Below are 23,006 nucleotides of genomic sequence, written 5' to 3'. Positions count from 1 at the left end.
TAATTTTAAAAATTTCAGTTGTTTTAGATACTTATTAATAAAATTTACTATAATAAGTTTAAATATAATATACATTTGAAATTTTCTCAAATTTGAATTGTAAATCAATTCAAGTTGGAGTAATATAAAAGTAGAATTCTATAACTATGATTTTATCGGGAGGGATTTTAGTGGAAGATTTAAAAAGGTTAGAAAAAAAATATGAATTGGTATGGGATAAATACGGAAAGGAAGACCTTGATAAGGCATTCGAATTATCAGATAGATATATAGATTTTATGTCAAAGTGCAAAACTGAAAGAGAATGTGTTACTGAATTCATAGAATTGGCAGAAAAAGACGGATATGTAGATATAAATCAGTGCATAGCTGAAGGAAGAAAGCTTAAATCAGGAGATAAAGTTTATGCTAATTGCATGGGAAAAACTCTTGCATTATTCTTAATTGGAACAGAGCCTATAGAAAAAGGGTTTAAAATATTAGGTGCACATGTTGACTCACCAAGACTTGACCTAAAGCAAAATCCATTATATGAAGATTCGGATTTTGCAATGTTTAAAACTCATTATTATGGTGGAATTAAAAAATATCAATGGGTTACTATACCTCTAGCAATTCATGGTGTTGTAATTAAAAAAGATGGAACTTTAATAAATATAGTGATAGGCGAAGATGATAAAGAGCCAGTAGTTGGAATATCAGATTTATTAGTTCATTTATCTGCAGATCAAATGGCTAAGACTTTAGCTAAAGGAATTGAAGGCGAAAGTCTAAATGTTTGTGTTGGTTCTATACCAGTAGAGGATAAAGAAGCTAAGAATAGAGTTAAACTTAACATATTAAGACTTCTTAATAAAAAATATGGAATTACAGAGGAAGACTTTGTATCAGCTGAACTAGAAGTTGTTCCGGCAGGAAGAGCTAGAAGCTATGGTTTAGATAGTTCAATGGTTATGGCTTATGGTCATGATGATAGAATTTGTGCATATACTTCATTTGAAGCAATGATGAAAATTAAGAGTACAGATAAAACTTGTATCACATTACTTGTAGATAAAGAAGAGGTTGGAAGTCAAGGAGCAACTGGAATGCAGTCAAGATTCTTTGAAAATACTGTAGCAGAACTTGTGAACCTTGTTGAAGAATACAGTGAACTTAAAGTTAGAAGAGCTCTTGCAAACTCTAAAATGCTTTCTTCAGACGTAAGTGCGGCTTTCGATCCAAACTATCCATCGGTAAGTGAAAAGCAAAATAATGCATTCTTTGGAAAAGGTGTAGTATTCAATAAATATACTGGAGCAAGAGGAAAAGGCGGATGCAACGATGCAAATCCAGAATTTATTGCTCAATTAAGAAAAGTAATGGATAAGCATAATGTTTATTGGCAAACATCAGAACTTGGAAAGGTTGACCAAGGCGGCGGTGGTACTATAGCTTACATTCTTGCTGAGTACGGAATGGAAGTTATAGATTCAGGTGTAGCTCTACACAACATGCATGCACCATGGGAAATTGCAAGTAAAGCAGACATATATGAGACTTGCAGAGCTTATGAGGCATTCTTATTAGATATCTAATTTAAATAATTATATAAAATATAAAAGGTGGAAGAAATATTCTTCTGCCTTTTATATTTTTTTATAGTCAGCTATTCTTCTGTAAAGTATTTACATATACCATATAGGTTGTAGGATGTTGGCACCTCAGTTATATTCAAATAATCGACTTCATATTTACCATCCCAACCATATATAGATATATATTTTTCGTTAAATATAGTTATGCCATATTTTTTATTGGGGAACTCAATATATACTTTATATTTATAGGATTCAGGTAAATCATCAGGTTTTTCAATAAAGTAACTTTCATTTAAAGAATTTAAGAAACTAATAGCATCTTTGGATTCTGTAGAAGGAAAATCAAATTCTTTAAAAAACTCTTTGTAAAATACAGAAATGCGCGTGGGTTCTGTTTTATTAAGATTACTTATGAGTTCTTGAGTATAATAATTAAGGCATGTTTTTTCTTTGTTTAGTGATAACTTTATGTTTGTACACCCGGTGGTTATTGTTATTATAATAATAAATAAAATTAAAAACTTCTTTTTCAAAATATCAACCCCTTTATTCCTTATAAATTATGAAAATTAAGGTGAAATTATTACTACTATTAAGAAAAAGTACTGTGTATAATATAAAGATAGATAAAATTGCAATATCTATATTATAAATATTAATATTAAGTGATAGAAATTATATTATTAAGTATGAGATAAGGATAAAATAAATAGTATAAAGGGAGGAACTTTTATGATAATTATAGATAGATTTGAAAAAGAGTATGCTGTATGCGAAAGAGAAAATATGGAAATGATAAATATACCAATTTTATACTTACCTAAGGGCGTAAAAGAGGGAGATTGTTTAGATTTAGTAAATGATAAATATGTTTTTAATCGTAGAGAAACAGAAAGACTTAAGAAAGAAATTGAAAAACTTACAGAAGATTTATGGAAATGATAGTATTAATTAAAAAGATATGTTATAGCATATCTTTTTTTATGGCAACTAATATAATCTATAGATATACGGATTAAAAAATAAAATAATAGAATGAAATTTTTAACATTTCAAGTGTAGTTATTATCCAAAAATTTGGGCAGAATTGACAATTATATTATTTAGCTATACAATTGAATTGTTAAAAGTTTATCAAAATTGATATCCTTAAATGGTCTACATTATTTATTTTATGATAGGGGATAGATTTTAATGGGTATACTTAAATTTAAAAAAGCTAATTGTAAAAATTGTTATAAATGTATTAGAAATTGTCCTGTTAAAGCTATAGAAGTAAAGAATCATCAAGCTCAGATTATTGAAAGAGATTGTATTTTATGTGGTAATTGTATGGTTGTTTGTCCTCAGAATGCTAAAGAAGTTCGTAATGACGTACTAACGATAAAGAATTTGATTAGAGAGGGGAAACAGGTTATTGCTAGTATAGCACCTTCCTTTATTTCAAATTACAACGTTACTCAGTTTTCACAATTTGCTAGTATATTAAGAAAGCTTGGATTTAGTAATGCTTTTGAAACTGCAGAAGGAGCATATATAGTTAAAAGCGAATATGAAAAATTAATTAAAAGTAACTGGAAAAATATAATTATATCTTCATGTTGTCCTACAGTAGTCAAATTAGTTCAAAAGCATTATCCGGAAGCATTAAAGTATTTAGCACCTGTAAATTCTCCAGTACAAGTTCATAGTAAGTTATTAAAGAGTAAAATAAAGGATGCTATTGTTGTATTTATTGGTCCATGCATATCTAAAAAAGAAGAGTGTGTAATAGGTGAAGAATATAATGATATAGCTATTACTTTTGAAGAATTAGATATTTGGATAAAGGAAGAAGGGTTAAAATTTGAAGATAATAAAAATATAGATAATAACACGTATGTTTCAAGATTATTTCCCATTAGTGGAGGAATTTTAAATACAATGAATAAGAGATATGACTATAGATATGTTGCTGTTGATGGTCTAGACAATTGTATAGAAACACTAAAGGAAATAATTAACAATAATCTGGAAAATTGTTTTATTGAAATGAGTGCATGTAGTGGTAGTTGTATAAATGGACCAGCATCATCTCATAATAAATCTTTACGAATATCGTCAATGAATAAAGTTGAAAGTATAGCATTGAATAAAAATAATCCTACTGATTTTAATTTTAAATATAGTATTGATACAAGTAGAAGATTTAAAGATGAACAAATAGTTATACAATCTCCTAGTGATAAGGAGATTAGTAGTATACTAAAAAAAATGGGGAAAATAAGTATTGAGGATGAATTGAACTGTGGGACTTGTGGGTATTCAACTTGTAGAGAGAAAGCAATAGCAGTAATTTTAGGAAAAGCAGAAATAAGTATGTGTTTACCCTATATGAAGGAAAAAGCAGAATCCTTTTCAGATAAAATTATAAGTGTTACACCTAATGCTATTCTTACAGTAGATACTAATTTAGTAGTTCAACAGGTAAATAAATCAGCTTGTGAAATATTTGAAGTTGAAAATTCGAGAGATATTATTGGTTTACCAATATCTAGGGTTATGGATGACTTCGATTTTATAAATGTAATAAGCAATGAAGAAAATATTATCAATGAAAATGTTTACTTGCCTGAATATGATAAGTTTGTTAAACAGAATTTCATATATGATAAAAACAGTGGAATTATTATTTGTATAATGAAGGACATAACTAAGCTGAAACGAAAAAGAGAAAAATTGATTAAGGAAAAGACCAATAGAGCTGATATAACTGATAAAATTGTAGAAAAGCATATGTGTATTGTACATGAGATTGCATCATTACTTGGAGAAACGGCAGCCGAAACTCAAATAGCACTTACAGATCTTAAAGAAGCAATACTTATGGAGGAAGAGGATTATGACTAATGTGTTTTTAGAAAGTGGATTTGCCAGCATTAATAAGCATGGAGAATCTATTTCTGGAGACTTTTATACTACGATTAAAAGTAAAGATAAGACTACATTTGTACTATCTGATGGATTAGGAAGTGGTATTAAAGCTAATATATTAGCAACTTTAACATCAAAGATATTAGGTACCATGATGTCTAGTAATATGTCTATAGAGGAAAGTGTATATACAATAGCTAAAACTTTACCTATTTGTAAGGTTAGAAATATGGCATATTCTACTTTTACAATACTTCAAATTTATCAACGAGGTGATGCATATTTAGCACAATTTGATAATCCATCAATAATATTAATGAGAGATGGAAAAAATGTTGTCTATGATTCAACACGTAAAGTTATGTATGAGAAAGAAATACATGAAAGTAATATTAGGCTTAGTATAGGAGATATGATTATACTTGTAACTGATGGAGTTACTAGTGCTGGACTTGGAAGAACTACGAAAAATGGGTGGAAAAGAGAAAGCATTATTGAATATGTTCAGAGGTGGTACACTCCAGATATGTCACCACAAAGGATGGCAGCAACAATAGCAAATGCATCTATGGATTTATATTTAAATTCACCAGATGATGATATAACCGTTGCTGTGTTTAAGATTTGTGAGCGAAAGGTAGTAAATCTTATGGTAGGTCCACCAGAGCATAAAGAAGATGATAATAAAGTATTAAAACTTTTTTTTTCGAGGAAAGGTAAGAAGATAATTTGTGGTGGAACCACAGCTAAGATTGCAAGTAGATATTTAAATAAACCTATTGTTATAAACAATAATACGGGTAGCGAGGAAATACCTTCAACTGCATGTATTGAAGGGGTAGACTTAGTTACAGAAGGAGTTATAACGTTGGAAAAAGTTTTATATATTGCTAAGCAATACAGTATTACCTCAAACATTTCTTTAGATTTAAAAAATAAAATAGATGGAGCGTCTGTAATTGCTAAAATTTTATTTGAAGAAACAACTGATATAAACTTTTTTATAGGAAATGCAATAAATTCTTTCCATAATGATTCAAATAGTCATATTAGTCATACCATAAAATTAGGAATAATAAGAGAACTAGAGAAGATACTCAGTGGTATGGGTAAAAATGTTAAAGTGAGTATGTATTGAATAGACATAGTTTTTGAAAGAAAAAATTACAAAACCCTAATCATAGCATATTTTATGATTAGGGTTTCTATTGCAATTATATCATGTTTTGAAACATTTGAAGTATATTTAGTAGCCCATAGCCCCATTGAGGATTAGGATATATATCTCCAAGGCGTTTGCTAGCTCCGCGGGCGATATAGGTCTTTATTGTTTGAGAATACATATAGGGGTCATTGAGTTTAATAATTCCCCATTCGAATAATAGTGCACAAGCACCAGCTGTTACAGCAGCAGCTACACTTGTGCCGTTAGCTGTTGCAATTTTATTGTTAGGGGCTACAGTTATAGCGTTTACACCTCCCGCAGCTATATCTACGTAATTAAATCTAAGATCATTAAAAGCTGCACCAGAATAGTTTAGAAGATAATTATTGTTTTGATTATAGGCTGCAACAGAGATTACATAAGGGGAGTTGCTTGGATTAGTGGATGTTCCAAAGGGATCTGCATAGCTGAAGTGAGTACCACCGACAGTTAAGCCTTCTTCAGGAATCCAAGCATTAAAGCTACCTTTTAATACAGAGTTTGCAATTAATCTAAGTTTCCAAATACCTGATTGTATATCATAGAATCTAAGTCTAATTAGTTCATCTCCAGTGATTTCTTCAGGTAAATAGTAATTAACTTTAATTGAAGTTTCCTCAAATATATAATAATAATACTCTGTATTATTAATTAAAGCACCAATAATACCACTATTTTCACCAGATGGAGATACAATATCTACAGACATGACATTAGGGGAGTCTACCCAAATATCCATCCACAAACTATTTTGTTCTGGAGATACGTCAATTTCTACTATGTGAAGTTCCCCAGGTTCAGAGAGTATTCCGGAAGTATGGCATCCTTTATCTCTTTGGTTTCCGGTTGGAACAACCATTACAATTCCACTATTTTGACTTATAGATTCTATATATTGCTCTAAGATACCAGTACCCTTATGGTTACCTAAGTTTGTACCGAGGGGGAAAAGAATAACCATTGGTTTAGAAGTTTCTAGAGAATATCTATATAAAAATTCCAAGGCCGCAAAAATAGTAGTTATATTATAAATTGGAACTTTCACATTAAATTGTGTTTTATATGAAAAATCTTGAATTAGTTTTACAATTACGAAATCGCAATTAGGGACTATGCCTTTTAATTCAGGGTTTTTGCCAGTAGCACCAACTATTCCAGCCATATTTGTGCCATGACCGATTTCATCTACGGATGGTACTATATCATAGGGATACATACCTTCTCTAGATGCTTGTATAGCAGCTTGAATATCTTTTTTTTCATATATTGAACCATAGGGAATAAACTGATCTGAATTTTTACCGTTAGAAGGTATGGTTTGATCCCAGATACATTCTATTCTAGTCTCTCCATTATTTCTCATGAACTCTTCACTTAAGTAATCAATTCCTGTATCAATAATTGCTATGTTAACACCGCTTCCATTTAGACTTAAGGGAAGATCTAGCTGTAGGAAACCTACTTGAGAAGCTTCTATAGGAGTAATTTGTTGGAGAGTATACATTTCAGCTGGTTTTACATATACTATGGATGGAAACTCTGGGGCACCAATAGCTAGTTCTACATCTTTAGGTAGAGATATGATGGCATATCTATCATTAATTATAGTTAAATAGTGATCAGGATCTTGGGAAAAATCCTGTTGAACGTCACCTTGATACTGAACAATATAATGATTGTAATTTATGTCACTAAAAATACTTTCTGGAACTTCTAAATTTCGCTTCATATAAAATCACCTACAATACATTTTGGAATTCTTATAAATAAATTATTACTATTATATACAATATAATTAACATTTTCATTGTATTCTTTATATGTGCGCATACTAGCAGGATATACAATATTTGCAGCATATGATCTACTTATAAAGTTAAAAACACCCAATAAGTCTAGATATCCGTATCCTAGTTCTTCGTTAGGAAATCTATAATAAATATTTCTGGCAGCACCATGCATTAAATAACTTCTGATTTTTTGAGAGTACATAGTTGGATCATTACCATTGATAATTCCCCATTCTAATAATAGCGCACAAGCTCCTGCAACTATGGCATTTGCAGCAGAACTACCAGACATAGTAGTTGTTCCACCTGCAACTTTTGTAGTTAAAATATTTGTTCCTAAAGTAGATATGTCAGGATTAATTAAGTTGTTAGTATTAAAGCCTCTTCCAGATTCAGAGATTAAAGCATTATCTGGACCATAGTAAGAAGTGGTAACTACATTACTAGCTGTAGATGGCACCATTAAGGTATTTAATGGATTAGGTTGAAGAAATTCAGTACCACTAGGCAAGGTACTATGAGGTGGTAGCCAAATATCGTATCGGCCATCAGTTAAATATTCGCCTATCAACCTAAAGGTCCATATTCCAGGCTTTATATCATAAAATTCTATGTGGATAACTTCATGACCAGTAAAACGTTCAGGATTATAATATAAAATTCTTGATGTAGTGTTTAGAAAAATAAATTTACTAATTTGTTCATTGGCATTTTTAGATTTTAGAAGTTGAGAGGTTTCTCCAGTAGGAGATGCTATTATTAAGGAAGCTCTATTTGGTTTTCTAACCCATATATTAAATTGAATAAACTTCATTTCTTGAGTTATTCTTAGTTCTACAGATGAAATTTCATCTATATTTCTAATATAACCAGTAGCATGGGTTTGAGCAGCCCCTTCATTTCCTACGCCGCAGACAAAACATATTCCACGGATAGTACCTATGGAAGTCAAATATCTAGAAATTAAACTAAATCCATCATGGCTGCCTTCTGTAGAACCTATGCCTAAATATATAACCATGGGGCGTTTAAGTTCTATAGCCACATTTTTTAAATATTCAATGCCTGCTACAATTTCACTGCCATTATAAACAGGTGTATACTCTACTCCATTATCTAATAACGTTTTTCTAAAATTAGTTGATTGAAAAAGCTTAACTATTACAAAATCACTATCATTTGCTATACCTGTTATATCAGCACTATATCCTCTTGCACCTATGATTCCAGCAACATTAGTACCGTGTCCAACAGTATCTTTAGAAGGAACAATAGCATAAGGATCTTCATTGTTTCTATAAGCTTTAATAGCTGAGTTTATTTGCTCATTTGAGTAAGTAGTTCCCATATAGGTGTTAGTAGAACTGTTACCAGGGATTTCTTGATCCCATATACTAACTATCCTCGAGGTACCATCTTCTCTAATAAATTCTTCATTAAGATAATCTATACCTGTGTCTACAATTCCTATTAGGACACTTCTACCAGTTAAATTTAAATAAGGGTTTATTTTTATAGGATTTATGTTTCCTACAGAAGAAGCAGATGTAGATATAGAAGTTTCGCCTAATACATACATACCTCTAAAGTCAAAGAAAACAATTTGAGGAACATCTTCTAATAGTCTATTCATATCTAAATGGGATACTGATACTACAGCTAGATTGTATGTGATTATATCGCCACAAGCATAGGATATTTTACTCATTTGTTTTATAAATTCATCTTTATCTTTATATTGAACTAGAAAATTAGACGTATTTTCATTATAATATAAACTACACTCTCTTGAATTAGTCATAAAAACTCCTAATATAATACTATATATTACTATTATATTTTAGTTAAAAAATTTAATGATATAATTTTTTTATAGGCAAGGCAATAAATCCTTCTTATAATGAGTTGGATAATGATGTTAGCTATACTATAAAGTTAGGAATTATTAGAGAATTGGAAAAAATACTAAATGATATGGATGAAAATGTTAAAATAAGTCTTTAGTGAATAAAAAGTTCAGAATATACTTCCCATCTATTAATCACTTAGAAATATATTATACAGATTATTAACTCTAACAAAAATTCTATTTAAGTATTTATATAAATATAATAAATGATATAATAAAATTGCATCATTTGTGTAAAATATAGTATTATTAGGTCAATAAATGAATTTAAATAATATATTTGAAAAAGAGGAGAAGTGTACATATGTTTAGCAATAATTCAACAATAGATCAAGTAATAAACAATATATCCTTATTGGAAAAACCAAAATCAAATTTAAAGATTAGTAGTAATAATTTAGAAAAGTTAAAAAGTATATATTCTAGATTAAATAATGGAAAATCAAGTTTTGAAGAAATTTCAGAGTTAGTATTAAACTCTGTTATTCAAATGAGTAGTTTAGATCTATTGTTAAAAGATAAAGAGGAAAAGATAAATATTGTTAGTAAAGAAATTATAAACTTAATGGATAGGATTACACAAACAACAAATATAACATCCCATACTTCAGAAGAAGTTACTGCAGCTCATTCTGATATGACATTAGCAATTAACACTCTATCTATGAATTCCTCAATGCTATTAGAGGCAACTAAAAAGAATGAAGATGAATTGGCGGAAATAAAGGAATTTTCGGATGAGGCTATAAGTCATTCTAATAGCATGAAAGCAGATATGGGTAACCTTATTCATGTTATTGAGAATATACAAAGTGTAATAAGTGCTATTAATGATATTTCTGAGCAAACTAATCTTTTAGCTCTTAATGCTTCTATAGAAGCTGCTAGAGCTGGAGAAAGCGGTAGAGGCTTTGCGGTAGTTGCAGATGAGATAAGAAAGTTAGCTGATGAGACAAAAACTTTAACTTCAAGTATGGATGAATTTGTAGCTGCCATAGAAACAGCATCTAATAAGAGTAATATAAGTGTAGATAACACAGTAGAATTTTTAAATAAAATAAATGAAAATTTAGATTCTGTAGTTGATTCTAGTAAAGAAAATAGAGACAAGATTAATAATATTACTGAAGCAATAAGCACCGTTGCTACTAATAGTGAAGAAATAAATGCTTCTATGGATGAAGTCTCTACTAGCATAAAGAATCTTGAAGGTGATATTGATGATTTAAAAGAGAGCGGAGATATACTTGGAGATGTAAGTGATAGTTTAAGTAAAGTTATAATTCCAGTATCTGCTATAGAATCAGATTTGGATAGAGCTGCAAAAATAATAGGAACTTTAGTTAATGATAGATACTATATGATTGATAATAAAGTATTCATAGATACTATAAATAAAGCAATAGTAGCCCATGAAAATTGGTTATGCAACTTAAAGCATATGGTTGAAGCAGGGATTATAACACCGCTACAAGTAGATGAGCGTAAATGTGGATTTGGACATTTTTATTATTCTATGAAACCTAAAAATAAAGAAATATTTTCTATTTGGAATAGGTTAGAAGAAAAGCATAGAAAATTTCATGAACTTGGACAAGTAGGTATAGATGCTATTAATAGAGATAACAATAGAGAAGCAGAAGAAACATATAAAAAAGCAGAGACTCTATCAAAAGAGCTAATTAATGACTTTAAAATGATTATAACTATTACTGAAAGAATAAATAAAGAAAACAAAAGTATTTATGAAAATTAAAAATTTAAGCATGCGCTGTTGTTTTTGACTGAAAATTAGTTAAGAGCGGCAGCTCTTTTAGTTTTAATTCGTTTAAATTTTCTTTTGAAAATATATATTCAATTCTAAGGGAAATAAGAGTTAATATGCTATCTATTATAAAAACTATTGATATCTCAAATACTTCTTGTAATTATCACACTATTGTTATTATGTGAAAACAATTATTTATATGTATAGTGAATAGAATAAACCTTGACAGGGGGCTGTTCAAGCATTAAACTTATATATGCCATAATATAGTAATGACATTAGATTTATGGTTATCCAGTTATTTAATGGTAGTAAAGAGATGGTAATATATTAGTAAATACTTAATGACGATAGGAGTGACAAAAATGAGTGATCTAAATCTTCGTCTTATGACAGATTCAGAAGTAACGTACTGGTATACACAAGAGTTTGAAAATCATTTCAACTCACAAGAAAGAAAGCCTCTAGCCGATATTATAAAGCTTAGAAATTCTGGTCACTATGATTTATTAGGACTATTTGATGAACATTCTAATCAAATGCTTGGATATGCAACTATTTGGAAATCTCCAAATATAAATTTACTACTCTTAGATTATCTTGGCGTGTCTTCAAGCTTACGTAATAAAGGACTAGGAAGTGAAATTCTGTTAGCCCTTAAAAAATACTACAAAAATGAATATATAATAGCAGAGTCAGAACTACCTGTTTCTGAAGACTCTCCTTCTGAAAATAATTTACGTGAACGTAGAATAAACTTCTATAAAAGAAATGGATTTAAGCCTGTATACGAAATGGCTACATGTGGCATGAGATGGCAAGCTTTAATTCTTAGTGATGGCTTTATATCAAGCCCATCAGAAATCTCTAAGATAATGCATAATCATAAAGCTATTTATGGCCCATCAAGAGAGGATGTAAAAATTCCAATATATCAGGATGAAGTTCCAGCTATGCCTTATTGGGTGTTAAAAAAGTAATATTAATAGAAAAAAGTATTGAGCAAATCTCAGCTCAATACTTTTTTCTATTTAATATATTTAAATCTCAATGATCTCTTTTTGTCTTCCTAAAATATAGCTTACATCATTATTAAAATAAATATCTTCCTCTAAATACATATAAACATTTTGTCCATCCCATTCTGACAATTTATCGCAAACATTTAATTCTAATGCATAGCAAGTTTCATTTTCTATTGGACATTCTCCACATCCTTCTAAAAATCCTTGAAGATCATATCTACCAATAGATGTTCCAGAACCATGTCCAAAAGTTCCTATTGGATGAGAATATATCATTGGTTTTATACCTTCTTCTTTAGCTTGATTTATAGATTCAAAAAATACATCATTTCCAGTCTTTCCATATTTAAATTTTGAAGTAATTATTTCTTGTAATCTATTTCCTTTCACCAATAAATCTCTTAACCCCTTTGGTGCAGAATCTTCTTCTCGTTTTCGTACATAACATACCCACTGCATATCTGTATGTAGGTTTATAAATTTACAAGATACCCCTATATCACAATGCAGAAAATCACCATAGTTTATTGGTTCATCAAAAATTCTACTAACTAAATTACCCTGTCTTTGCATATCAACATCTGGGCCAAACCAAAAATTAAGCCCTAGCATTGATATTGTATTTCGCATAAGCCATTCTAGGTCAGTGGTTGTGGTTCCATTAATTTTAATACTATCAGCACTAAAGGTCATCTTTATAATATCTTGGGTAACTTCTACTAAAACTTTCAAAACAGCTAACTCTTTTTTAGTAACCCTTTGAAGCCATTTAACAGAAAGATTCTCCGCACTACAAATTCTGCTTCTTTGTGATTCTGATAAACTCTCTATTAATTCTTTGTATAAACTAGATATAAGTCCATCACAAAAACCATAGTTCTTACTTTCTTGAACAGCTATTGACTTTGGGTTTATTTCATCAATTATTCTTTTTAAACCTTGCCAACAATTTTCATCTTTATTTTGAACATTCTCGTATATTGAATTCATTATTGGTGAATGGCTACCAAACATCATTTTTCTAACTTTCTTTGATTTCTTATCATAATAAAAAGCTAAGATACTTATTCTACGTGCATTAGGCATATCCCAGGAAAATAGAGTTTTCATAATAGGATCTTCATTATTTTCTTTGCCCATCACTATCCAAAAATCACTATCTGAACTCTCAATTGCCCAAGGCAATACTTTATCTAGTCTTTCTCTTAATATCTCTGTACTTAACTCTGACTGTACCTCCAATGGCCATAACCTACCACATATAAGCTTTTGTCTCATCTCATTAATTAAGAACTCATTCACCATAATTTCCCCCTTTATAGATACATACTTTTATTAATTATTTAATTTAAATTACTGCTATTTCATTCTTTCTCTAAAAAAATCATCACAAAACTTATCCCATTTTATTTTATACTCTTCATGGGATACTAATTTAAGATCATATGGTGAGTAGATTTTCCTTTTTCTTGCCTCTTCTACAAAGCCTTCTAAGTAATCACCTGGTTCTGCTAAATATCCTTTTACTTCAGAATATCCCTTGCTTATTGCATAATAAAGTCTAGTATGTCCATCTAGAGATATAAGGAATCTTTTACCTTGGCTAAAGATATAATTTAATCTTTTCTTTTTCTAACAAGAGATTTATCATTCTATAGCCCATCTTTCCATTTTTACTATGGAAGATTTCCTTAATGTTATTCAGTACTAACTTCTTATTTTCATAAAAGGGGTTTTTACGCTGCTTTAAATAATTATAATAAGCATTAGGACGGATTTTAAAACGTTTAAGAAACCGTCTAACACCAAATTCAACTTGATTTAAATCAATGAATTTATAAACTAATGGTCTATTTCCTTGGCGAAGAAGGCTGCCACCTTTTTTAGAAAGGTATTTTCCTTTTCAAGATCAGCTGTAAGTTTCTTCAATCGTTTAATCTCTTCATGAACACTAGGAATATCTTATCATCGCATTCAATATATTTTTGCTCAAAAGCTTTAGTCCATCCATTGATGATTGATTTTGCAACATTATATTCCTTTGAGATACTTGATAAAGTTCTTCCATCTTCTAAGATTAGTCTAGCTATTTTTCTCTGAATTCTTTATCATATTTTTTATTTGCCATTTATAACACCACTTTCTTAAATCTTATTATACTAGATTATTCGAACGAGTGTTACAACTTTAATATATCACGCTAATGCTTACTTTTAGTGTCTACTAATATTAATAGTACAACATCATAAGCTGTAGATAATATAGAAAATATAAAATTAGAAACAAAAGAAGTAAGAGGTATAGTACTGGTGTAGATGTAAAATCATGTTCTAGTACAAAGTGTGTTACTGTAGGTAGAGAGGAAAAGGGAGATGAAAACATTTATGATAAAATGATTATACGATTGTTAATAGTAGCTGTATTAATTATAATTTTACTAATTCTTATTATAAATATTGATGCATTTAGAAACTTAGCATTAAGTATATTTAAAAGCAAGGAAAATGCTAGCCAATATCTACAATTTATTGGTGCATTTTTAGGTGTAACAATTACTATTATTGGGACCGTATTAATTCAGTTGAGAAGTGAGTATATTAAAGAGAAGAAAGAAAAAGAAAATAATTTAAAAGAGTTAATAAGGATCAAGGAGTATTTATGTTTTCAGCTTAAAGGTTAGGAAAAATTTAATAGAGTTAATCAGTCTAATAAAGATAAGGATTCCGGGTTAATGTATCATTTACCTAGAAACTTATATATTGATAAAGAATGGAAGAGTAAGATATTTACAATGTATGATTTTATGGATAAAGATTTGTTCAATGATATTTGCGAAGCTTTTCAGTTATTAGTCTCTATGAATAACACAATTTATGAAAGAGATCAATGTAATAAAGACATTAAAGGTAATATTGATTTTTTTAAAGATGAAAATTATCAAGAAGAAGTACATACACAATCTAAAGCAATAAAAGCTAGTATAAAAATAGTATCTCAGCTATATGATATGATGTATAAGAACATATTGGATTCATTTATTGAATTAAAGACTGAGTGACAAACAAATAACTAACTGACACTTACTTAATATATGTAGGTGTTTTTATATGCAAAATTAGAGAGGAAAATATGATTTTTATTGTAGTAGTACCAAACAAAGAAAAATGACTATATCAAAAGGCGTTAAAACCTAGTAATATAGTCATTCTATAAATTATTTGGTGCCGGTGACCGGGGTCGAACCGGTACGGTGTTGCCACCACGGGATTTTGAGTCCCGCACGTCTGCCAATTCCATCACACCGGCTAGTACATTTAGTATTTTACCACAATGTACTAAGAATTACAATAGTATTTTTACTATAGATAAGGATAATATAGAAGTAAATACTTATGTATTGAAAAATAGATACTCCATTACTATAATAAAAATGTAAGTAGTAAAATCAGATGGGAGACATGATTATGAAGAGGATATTAGATAGTATAATTGATGATTGTAGAAAATGGACAAGTAAAGGTGAAGTGGCCTCATATATTCCAGAGCTGGCAAAAGCTAATCCGGAAGCTCTAGGTATATGGGTTACAAATTTAGGTGGTGAAGAATATTTTGCAGGTGATTGGGATACTAAATTCACCATACAAAGTATGTCTAAAGTAATAACTTTAATGTTAGCCATTTTAGATAATGGTATAGAATACGTTTTCACTAAAGTAGGAATGGAACCTACAGAATCAGGTTTTAATTCCATAACTAACTTGGAAATTCATGAACAAAAACAACCACTAAATCCCATGATAAATGCAGGAGCTATTGCAACAGTGTCTTTAATTAATGGAGAAACAGCTGAGGATAAAATAAACAGAATACTTACTTTTACAAGAAAGATAACCGGAAATGATGATATTGGAGTAAATTATAATGTGTATGAGAGTGAAAAGAAAACAGGAAATAGAAACAGAGCGTTAGCTTATTATATGAAAGGCAATGGTATAATAGAAGGTGATGTTGAGGAAATTTTAGATGTTTACTTTAAGGCTTGCTCTATGGAGATTACTTGTAAGGATATTGCTAGGATAGGAGCTATGCTTGCTAATGATGGAGTTCTTTTGAATAATGAAAGAGTTATATCTAGAGAGGCTTGTAGAATTGTTAAAACCATAATGGTTACTTGCGGTATGTATGATGCATCTGGGAAGTTTGCAGTACATATAGGAATTCCAGCAAAGAGTGGTGTTGGCGGAGGGATAATGGCTGCAGTACCAAGAAGAATGGGAATTGGTGTTGTGGGGCCTGCTCTTGATGCTAAGGGAAATAGTATAGGTGGAATCAAGATACTTGAAAAATTATCCCATGAATTAGATTTAAGCATATTTTAAAAGGTGAAAAGTGATGCTAGGAACTATAACTTTATTGGATTAGCTTATTTTACCTTATCTAAGCGAAATAGTTATTGAGGAGATGACTTGTGTTGGATCACTTCTAATTATTGCTTTAGCCTTAAATATTATGATGAAGGTATCAAAATTTAAAGTTATAAATTATGTGATGGAAATTTTTTACAGATGTTGTTTGCTTGTCACATAAGTATTTATAGGTAATTAGAAATATATATTTTATATGATATGAACCTTCTGAATACAGATTAAGATCTATACTTAGAAGGTTTATTTATTTTTATTGGATTAAATAAAATTCATAATATATTTATAATATGGATAGATAAAAAGTTACAGTTAAAAATATTAAGTTTTATTGTTAATATGATGAAGTAATGATATAATCATTTATTAAAAGATTCCTGTTTCTTTACTTGACTTTAGGTCCTAAAAAGTAAAGAATAATATAGAGGACTATAAGAAAAAATTAAAGGAATTTGATAAAAGTGCTTAAATAATTTGAATGGATGTGATTAAAATTAATAAAGAAAGCTTAGCTGTTTTAGATGGAAATAGCTTATTATATAGAGCGTTTTATGCTATACCAGAACTAACAACAAAAGAAGGGATTTATACTAATGGGGTATATGGATTTTTAAATATGCTTCTTAAAATTAAAGAAGATATAAATCCTGATTATATCGTAGCTGCCTTTGACAAATCATCTAATACATTTAGACATAAGGAATATGAAGATTATAAAGCGGGAAGAAAGAAAACTCCTCCAGAGCTTTCCATGCAATTTCCTATAATAAGAGAAATATTATCCAAGATGGGGATAAGTGTATTTGAATTAGAAGGATACGAAGCTGATGATCTAATAGGTACTATATCTGTTTTGGCAGAAGATGAGGGTATGGAAGTCTTTGTGGTAACAGGAGATAAAGATGCTCTTCAACTTGCAACAGATAATGTTAATGTAGTTATAAATAAAAAAGGAATTACAGAAAAAGAGATATATAATAAAGAAAGATTTATTGAAGATTTTGGAGTGACACCAACTCAATATATAGATGTAAAGGGTCTTATGGGAGATAAATCGGATAATATTCCAGGAGTTCCAGGAGTAGGAGAGAAGACTGCGTTTAAGTTAATTAAGGAATATGGAAGCATAGAGAATGTTCTGATGAATATATCTAATATTAGTGGTAAGAAACTTAAAGAATCTCTTCAAGAATATAGTGAACAAGCAATTTTCAGTAAGAAATTAGCTACAATTATTACTAAAGTTCCTGTAGAAATACCTATGGAACAGTTAAGAACTAAAGGAGATTTTAATAATAGTGAAGTTAGGGATATGTGTTTAAGATTACAATTTAAATCCCTTCTTAGCAAATTTGAAAATCTTTCACAAGATAATTCTGAAGTATCAGAAAGTCAAAGATCAGAAGCTGTTGATTTTAAAGTTATAAATGAAATTAAAGCCTTAAATGAAGTTATACCTAATATAAAGAATAAAATCTTTGTAAAGTTATATGTGGAGGATACTAGTAATTTTGCTGAAATTATGGTGAAGACCATAGGCATATTGTCAGAAGGTCAGGTATATCTAATTTATTGTGATAAATTGATTGAAGAAGACAGGGAAAGCTTTATAAAGGCTATGAAGATAATTTTTCAAGATTCTAATCTTGAAAAGATTACCCATGGTATTAAATATGGATATACAGCTTTTTTAAAGCTTGGTATTGATTTAGACCTAGTAAATTTTGATGTGGAAATAGCAGCTTACTTATTAGATTCATCAAAATCAGAGTATTCCATAAAAACACTTTATGAAGAAAGGTTAGGAAAAACCTTTGATGGAGATGAAGACTCTCTTAAAGCCAATGAAATTGTGGCTCTTGAGAAAGTATATACAATCTTAAAAGAGGAGATTAATAAAGAAGATATGGAAGAACTACTATTTAAAGTAGAGCAACCTCTTACAAAGGTTATATCTTATATGGAATATGAAGGCTTTAATATCAATAGAGAAGGATTGGAAGATCTAGGGACTAAATTTAGTGGAGAAATTGAAACTCTTACAAAAGAAATATACCATTTGTCAGGGGAAGAATTTAATATAAATTCTCCTAAGCAGCTTGGAAAAATATTATTTGAAAAACTGGACTTACCAGTAATAAAGAAAACTAAGACAGGTTATTCTACTAATGCAGAGGTGCTAGATGCTTTAAAGGATAAACATGAGATAATAAATAAAATTTTATATTTTAGACAAATTACAAAGCTATACTCTACTTATATAGAGGGACTTAAAAATGTAATAGATGAAGATGGAAGGATACATTCTAATTTTACTCAAACTGTAACTACTACTGGAAGATTATCTAGTACAGAGCCTAATCTTCAGAATATACCAATCAAAAATGAGAATGGAAGATCAATAAGAAAGGTTTTTATACCTCATGATGCAGATTCAGTAATTTTATCAGCAGACTATTCACAAATTGAACTTAGAGTTCTTGCACACATTTCTAAAGATGAAAATATGATTAGGGCTTTTAGAAACAGTTTAGATATTCATACTTCTACAGCCTCAGAAGTATTCAATGTGCCAATTGAAGAGGTAACTAAGACTATGAGAAGTAATGCAAAGGCTGTTAACTTTGGAATTGTGTATGGAATAGGTGATTTTAGCTTGGCTCAAGATTTAGGAATAACGCGAGGCGAGGCTAAGAAGTATATTGATACATACCTTGAGAGATATGAGAATGTACAAAAATATATGGATAAAGTAATTGGAGAAGCAGAAGAAAACTCTTATGTAACAACACTTCTTCATAGGAAAAGATATATTCCGGAAATAAAATCCTCTAATAAAATTGTAAAGGCTTTAGGAAAAAGATTAGCTATGAATGCACCTATTCAAGGTAGCGCAGCAGATATTATAAAGATTGCCATGGTGAATGTTGCCAGTAAACTTAAATCCCAAAAGCTTAAAAGTAAATTAATTTTACAAGTTCATGATGAACTTATACTTAATGTATATAAGGATGAGCTTGACTCAGTAAAGGATATAGTTAAAAATGAAATGGAGAATGTACTAGATCTTAAAGTTCCCCTAGATGTAGATATTTCTATAGGAGAGACCTGGTATGAAGCAAAGTAATATATTAAAAATAGGTTTAACAGGAGGCATTGGATGTGGAAAGAGTACCATAAGCATGATTTTTAGGGAAAATAGTATTCCTGTTATTGATGCAGATGAAATTTCTAGAAAAGTACTTTTAAACCATCCAGACATTTTATTAGAAATAAGAAAATCTTTTGGTGATGAATATTTCGATGAGAATGGAGAATTTCTAAGGCGTAAAATGGGAAATTTAATATTTTCTGATAAAAGTAGGAAAGTCCAATATGAAAATATAATAATGCCTCATATTTTTCATGATATACTTAGTGAAATAAAAAAATATAATGATGTAGGAGAAGAAATATGCATCATAGATGCACCTACATTAATAGAAAATAAACTTCATACTTACATGGATAAGATAATAGTTGTTATTGCCAGTGAAGAAATACAAATAGAGAGAGTTACGAGACGAGATAATTTTTCAAGGGAAGAAGCAATTATAAGAATAAATAATCAAATGAGTACAAAAGAAAAATGTAAGTTTGCAGACTTTATCATTGATAATAGTGGAAATCTGCAAGAAACTAGGATTAAAGTGATGAAAGTTATAAGCAAGCTTAAATTGATTAGGGGGAAAAATGACTTATAAATCTAATAGAAGGATCAGGAAGAGTATATTAATAATAGTTATAGCTATAATTATTATTGTTAATTTTAAAGTTATACTTAAAAACTTTTTTCCGCTAGAATATGAAAAAAGTATTATTGAATATAGTGAGATGTACAATGTAGATCCAAACTTAGTAGCAGCAGTTATTAATACTGAGAGTAAATTCATAGTAGATGCAAGTTCATCAAAGGGGGCAATAGGATTGATGCAGATAATGCCAGATACGGGAAAATGGATTGCAGAAAAACTAGAGTTAACTAACTTTAAGGAAGAAATAATTGCAGATCCTGAGATGAATATAAGAATGGGAACTTGGTATTTGAAGAAATTGAGTAATGACTTTAATGGGGATTATATTCTTATATTAGCAGCTTACAATGGTGGTCCTGGAAATGTTACTAAGTGGCTTGAGGATGAGAAATATTCTAGTGATGGAGAAAACCTTCATAAAATTCCATTTAAGGAAACTAAAAGTTATGTTCAAAGGGTTAAATTTAATCATAAAATATATAGATATTTATATAATTTAGGTGAAAATGCTGAGTAAAACATATATTATAATAATTATAAAAGTAAAATTCAATTTATTTATAAATTTAATTGGATTTTACTTTTTAAATTGCTTCAAATTAAGCTAATTTTAGTTGTTGAATCCAGTAATGGATGATGATATAATAAAATTGTATAATTTATTATGCAGATGTGGTGGAACGGCAGACACGCTATCTTGAGGGGGTAGTGAGAGAATTCTCGTGCGGGTTCAAATCCCGCCATCTGCACCAATATAAGGTGTCAAGTATTATTTTCAAGAAATGAATTGAAAATGATGTTTGACACCTTTATTATTTTTAAGAATGCATATGGAAGAAATAAGTTAATTCTTATAATAAATATACAATAATGAAAACTTGTATGTAATAATTTGATATTTTTAATTTTATCTATTTAAATATCAAATAGTATCATTATGTATTTAAATATGTAAACGTTATTTGAAATTGTTGAAAAATTCACAAAACAACCTTATAATGAACATAAGGTAGTAAACTGTAACATCATGGGGAGGATATTATGGATAATTTACTAGAAATAGTTAAGGGTATCAATGGAGTTCTTTGGGACTATGCATTAATTTTTTTACTATGTGGAACTGGAATTTATTTCACTTTCAAGTTAAAGTTCGTTCAGGTTATAAAATTTGGAGAAAGCTTTAAACTTGTTTTTGGAAAAATAAAATTTGGTAAAAAAGCAGGGGCAGATGGAATGTCTTCATTCCAAGCACTTGCAACGTCTATAGCTGCGCAAGTTGGTACTGGAAACTTAGCAGGAGCTGCTACAGCTATTGTAATGGGTGGGCCTGGAGCAATTTTTTGGATGTGGATTAGTGCCTTCTTTGGAATGGGGACCATATTTGCTGAAGCAACTTTAGCGCAGCAGTACAAGACTGTAGTGAATGGACAAGTTACTGGGGGTCCAGCTTATTACATTAGAAATGGATTAAAAAACAAAAAAATAGCAAAGGTGATGTCTATATTTTTCTCAATAACTATTATACTTGCTCTCGGTTTCATTGGAAATATGGTACAAGCAAACTCCATAGGAAGTGCATTTAGTGAGTCCTTTGGAATTGATGCTAGAATTGTGGGTGTGGTAGTTGCTGTATTAGCTGGTATCATTTTCATAGGAGGAGTCTCACGTATAGCATCCTTTACAGAGAAAATAGTTCCAGTAATGGCGTTGCTGTATATTATTGGTAGTTTGTTTATTATATTTATAAACTATGAAAACATATTGCCAGCTTTGAAAATGATTATAGTTGGAGCATTTAATCCTCAAGCTATAACTGGAGGTGTTGTAGGAGTAACTATTAAACAAGCAGTTAGATATGGTGTTGCTAGAGGATTATTTTCAAATGAAGCAGGTATGGGTTCAACACCACATGCTCATGCAGTGGCAAAAGTTAATCATCCATCAGAACAGGGTTTAGTAGCTATGATGGGGGTATTCATTGATACCTTCATTATATTAACCTTAACAGCTCTTGTAATATTGACTACTGGAGCTTTAGATAGTGGAGAAACAGGAATTATATTAACTCAAAAGGCATTTGCTACTGGTATGGGAGGAGAGATTGGAGGAATATTTATTTCAGTATCTTTATTCTTCTTTGCTTTCTCTACAATTGTAGGATGGTATTTCTTTGGAGAAGCTAATATAAAATTTTTATTTGGTGAAAAAGGAACAACTCCTTATAGAATATTAGTTATGATATTTATATTCCTAGGTTCTTGTATGAAAGTTGATTTAGTTTGGGAGCTTGCAGATACTTTTAATGGATTAATGGTATTACCTAATTTACTTGCTCTTTTAGCGCTATCTGCAGGGGTTAAGAAATGTTTAGATGATTACAATGAAAAGAAAAGTAAAAACTTACTTTAATAATTCGCCACAGTGTTTACAAATTTATTTTAACTGATGGTAATTTTGCATTACTATATAAAATATACAGGTTATTACCTTAATAAAGCTAATAAATTTTAAGAACATATAACTAAGCCTTCTAGAGTTTAAAATTTTATTCTAGAAGGCTTTATGTTATATTTTATATATTATCAAGTGAAATTTAGAT

The 23,006-nt window shown here is 29.7% G+C and carries 18 protein-coding genes and 2 tRNA genes; 15 read left to right on the top strand and 5 right to left on the bottom strand.

Annotated elements, in window-relative coordinates:
- The first annotated feature begins 146 nt into the window (after nucleotides 1-146).
- Nucleotides 147-1,577, top strand: coding sequence for an aminopeptidase (locus tag ABDZ93_RS19260; protein WP_343828139.1), 1,431 nt, complete (start codon nucleotides 147-149; stop codon nucleotides 1,575-1,577).
- A 71-nt stretch (nucleotides 1,578-1,648) separates the two neighbouring features.
- Here ABDZ93_RS19260 and ABDZ93_RS19255 read toward each other — a convergent pair whose 3' ends face one another.
- The gene (locus ABDZ93_RS19255) at nucleotides 1,649-2,113 is read right to left on the bottom strand and encodes a DUF4883 family protein (RefSeq protein ID WP_343828138.1); all 465 of its coding nucleotides are present in this window, start codon (nucleotides 2,111-2,113) and stop codon (nucleotides 1,649-1,651) included.
- A 199-nt stretch (nucleotides 2,114-2,312) separates the two neighbouring features.
- On the opposite strand from ABDZ93_RS19255, the gene ABDZ93_RS19250 reads away from it, so the two are divergent.
- The 3 genes from ABDZ93_RS19250 to ABDZ93_RS19240 all read left to right on the top strand — a co-directional run bounded on the left by ABDZ93_RS19250 (nucleotide 2,313) and on the right by ABDZ93_RS19240 (nucleotide 5,631).
- The gene (locus tag ABDZ93_RS19250) at nucleotides 2,313-2,522 is read left to right on the top strand and encodes a DUF3006 domain-containing protein (protein ID WP_343828137.1); all 210 of its coding nucleotides are present in this window, start codon (nucleotides 2,313-2,315) and stop codon (nucleotides 2,520-2,522) included.
- Between the two features lie 252 nt (nucleotides 2,523-2,774).
- The gene (locus ABDZ93_RS19245) at nucleotides 2,775-4,469 is read left to right on the top strand and encodes a [Fe-Fe] hydrogenase large subunit C-terminal domain-containing protein (RefSeq protein ID WP_343828135.1); all 1,695 of its coding nucleotides are present in this window, start codon (nucleotides 2,775-2,777) and stop codon (nucleotides 4,467-4,469) included.
- Nucleotides 4,462-5,631: a SpoIIE family protein phosphatase gene (locus ABDZ93_RS19240; protein ID WP_343828134.1), complete on the top strand. Its 1,170-nt coding sequence runs from the start codon at nucleotides 4,462-4,464 to the stop codon at nucleotides 5,629-5,631. The genes ABDZ93_RS19245 and ABDZ93_RS19240 overlap by 8 nt, the downstream gene beginning before the upstream one ends.
- Nucleotides 5,632-5,707: 76 nt before the next feature.
- Here ABDZ93_RS19240 and ABDZ93_RS19235 read toward each other — a convergent pair whose 3' ends face one another.
- Together ABDZ93_RS19235 and ABDZ93_RS19230 are read right to left on the bottom strand one after the other, a co-directional pair.
- Nucleotides 5,708-7,426: a S8 family peptidase gene (locus tag ABDZ93_RS19235; protein ID WP_343828133.1), complete on the bottom strand. Its 1,719-nt coding sequence runs from the start codon at nucleotides 7,424-7,426 to the stop codon at nucleotides 5,708-5,710.
- Nucleotides 7,423-9,288 (bottom strand): S8 family peptidase, encoded by a 1,866-nt coding sequence (locus tag ABDZ93_RS19230; RefSeq protein WP_343828132.1) that lies wholly within the window; start codon nucleotides 9,286-9,288, stop codon nucleotides 7,423-7,425. Before ABDZ93_RS19230 ends, ABDZ93_RS19235 begins: the two co-directional genes overlap by 4 nt.
- A gap of 412 nt (nucleotides 9,289-9,700) precedes the next feature.
- On the opposite strand from ABDZ93_RS19230, the gene ABDZ93_RS19225 reads away from it, so the two are divergent.
- Nucleotides 9,701-11,152: a methyl-accepting chemotaxis protein gene (locus tag ABDZ93_RS19225; protein WP_343828131.1), complete on the top strand. Its 1,452-nt coding sequence runs from the start codon at nucleotides 9,701-9,703 to the stop codon at nucleotides 11,150-11,152.
- A 377-nt stretch (nucleotides 11,153-11,529) separates the two neighbouring features.
- A complete protein-coding gene (locus ABDZ93_RS19220) occupies nucleotides 11,530-12,144 on the top strand; it encodes a GNAT family N-acetyltransferase (RefSeq protein WP_343828130.1) in 615 nt (204 codons plus the stop codon).
- A 60-nt stretch (nucleotides 12,145-12,204) separates the two neighbouring features.
- Here the strand turns inward: ABDZ93_RS19220 and ABDZ93_RS19215 are convergent, their stop codons facing one another.
- Nucleotides 12,205-13,494 carry a M24 family metallopeptidase gene (locus ABDZ93_RS19215; protein WP_343828128.1) on the bottom strand — a complete coding sequence of 430 codons (1,290 nt, stop codon included), beginning with the start codon at nucleotides 13,492-13,494 and terminating at the stop codon, nucleotides 12,205-12,207.
- Between the two features lie 1,087 nt (nucleotides 13,495-14,581).
- Between ABDZ93_RS19215 and ABDZ93_RS19210 the strand changes: the two genes are divergently transcribed.
- Both ABDZ93_RS19210 and ABDZ93_RS19205 read left to right on the top strand, forming a co-directional pair.
- Entirely contained in the window at nucleotides 14,582-14,869 is a 288-nt protein-coding gene (locus tag ABDZ93_RS19210; protein WP_343828127.1) for a hypothetical protein, read from the top strand.
- Nucleotides 14,870-14,992: 123 nt separating this feature from the next.
- Nucleotides 14,993-15,247 carry a hypothetical protein gene (locus ABDZ93_RS19205; protein WP_343828126.1) on the top strand — a complete coding sequence of 85 codons (255 nt, stop codon included), beginning with the start codon at nucleotides 14,993-14,995 and terminating at the stop codon, nucleotides 15,245-15,247.
- Between the two features lie 161 nt (nucleotides 15,248-15,408).
- Here ABDZ93_RS19205 and ABDZ93_RS19200 read toward each other — a convergent pair.
- Nucleotides 15,409-15,495 (bottom strand) — tRNA-Leu (locus ABDZ93_RS19200).
- A 158-nt stretch (nucleotides 15,496-15,653) separates the two neighbouring features.
- Between ABDZ93_RS19200 and glsA the strand changes: the two genes are divergently transcribed.
- The 7 genes from glsA to ABDZ93_RS19170 all read left to right on the top strand — a co-directional run bounded on the left by glsA (nucleotide 15,654) and on the right by ABDZ93_RS19170 (nucleotide 22,816).
- The gene (gene glsA, locus ABDZ93_RS19195) at nucleotides 15,654-16,568 is read left to right on the top strand and encodes a glutaminase A (RefSeq protein WP_343828125.1); all 915 of its coding nucleotides are present in this window, start codon (nucleotides 15,654-15,656) and stop codon (nucleotides 16,566-16,568) included.
- Between the two features lie 46 nt (nucleotides 16,569-16,614).
- Nucleotides 16,615-16,776: a DUF554 family protein gene (locus ABDZ93_RS20165; RefSeq protein ID WP_425544807.1), complete on the top strand. Its 162-nt coding sequence runs from the start codon at nucleotides 16,615-16,617 to the stop codon at nucleotides 16,774-16,776.
- Between the two features lie 330 nt (nucleotides 16,777-17,106).
- Nucleotides 17,107-19,740 carry a DNA polymerase I gene (gene polA, locus ABDZ93_RS19190; RefSeq protein ID WP_343828157.1) on the top strand — a complete coding sequence of 878 codons (2,634 nt, stop codon included), beginning with the start codon at nucleotides 17,107-17,109 and terminating at the stop codon, nucleotides 19,738-19,740.
- A gap of 1 nt (nucleotide 19,741) precedes the next feature.
- On the top strand, nucleotides 19,742-20,356 hold the full coding sequence (gene coaE, locus ABDZ93_RS19185; protein ID WP_343828156.1) for a dephospho-CoA kinase: 615 nt from the start codon (nucleotides 19,742-19,744) through the stop codon (nucleotides 20,354-20,356).
- Nucleotides 20,346-20,924 carry a lytic transglycosylase domain-containing protein gene (locus ABDZ93_RS19180; protein ID WP_343828124.1) on the top strand — a complete coding sequence of 193 codons (579 nt, stop codon included), beginning with the start codon at nucleotides 20,346-20,348 and terminating at the stop codon, nucleotides 20,922-20,924. The genes coaE and ABDZ93_RS19180 overlap by 11 nt, the downstream gene beginning before the upstream one ends.
- A 149-nt stretch (nucleotides 20,925-21,073) precedes the next feature.
- Nucleotides 21,074-21,159 (top strand) — tRNA-Leu (locus ABDZ93_RS19175).
- A 289-nt stretch (nucleotides 21,160-21,448) separates the two neighbouring features.
- Nucleotides 21,449-22,816: an alanine/glycine:cation symporter family protein gene (locus ABDZ93_RS19170; RefSeq protein ID WP_343828123.1), complete on the top strand. Its 1,368-nt coding sequence runs from the start codon at nucleotides 21,449-21,451 to the stop codon at nucleotides 22,814-22,816.
- Nucleotides 22,817-23,006: the final 190 nt, after the last annotated feature.

This window comes from Clostridium subterminale, assembly GCF_039521425.1.
GTDB lineage: Bacteria > Bacillota > Clostridia > Clostridiales > Clostridiaceae > Clostridium_J > Clostridium_J subterminale.
Note: the sequence above shows the minus strand (reverse complement) of the source record. Positions and strands in the feature narration are given on the sequence as shown.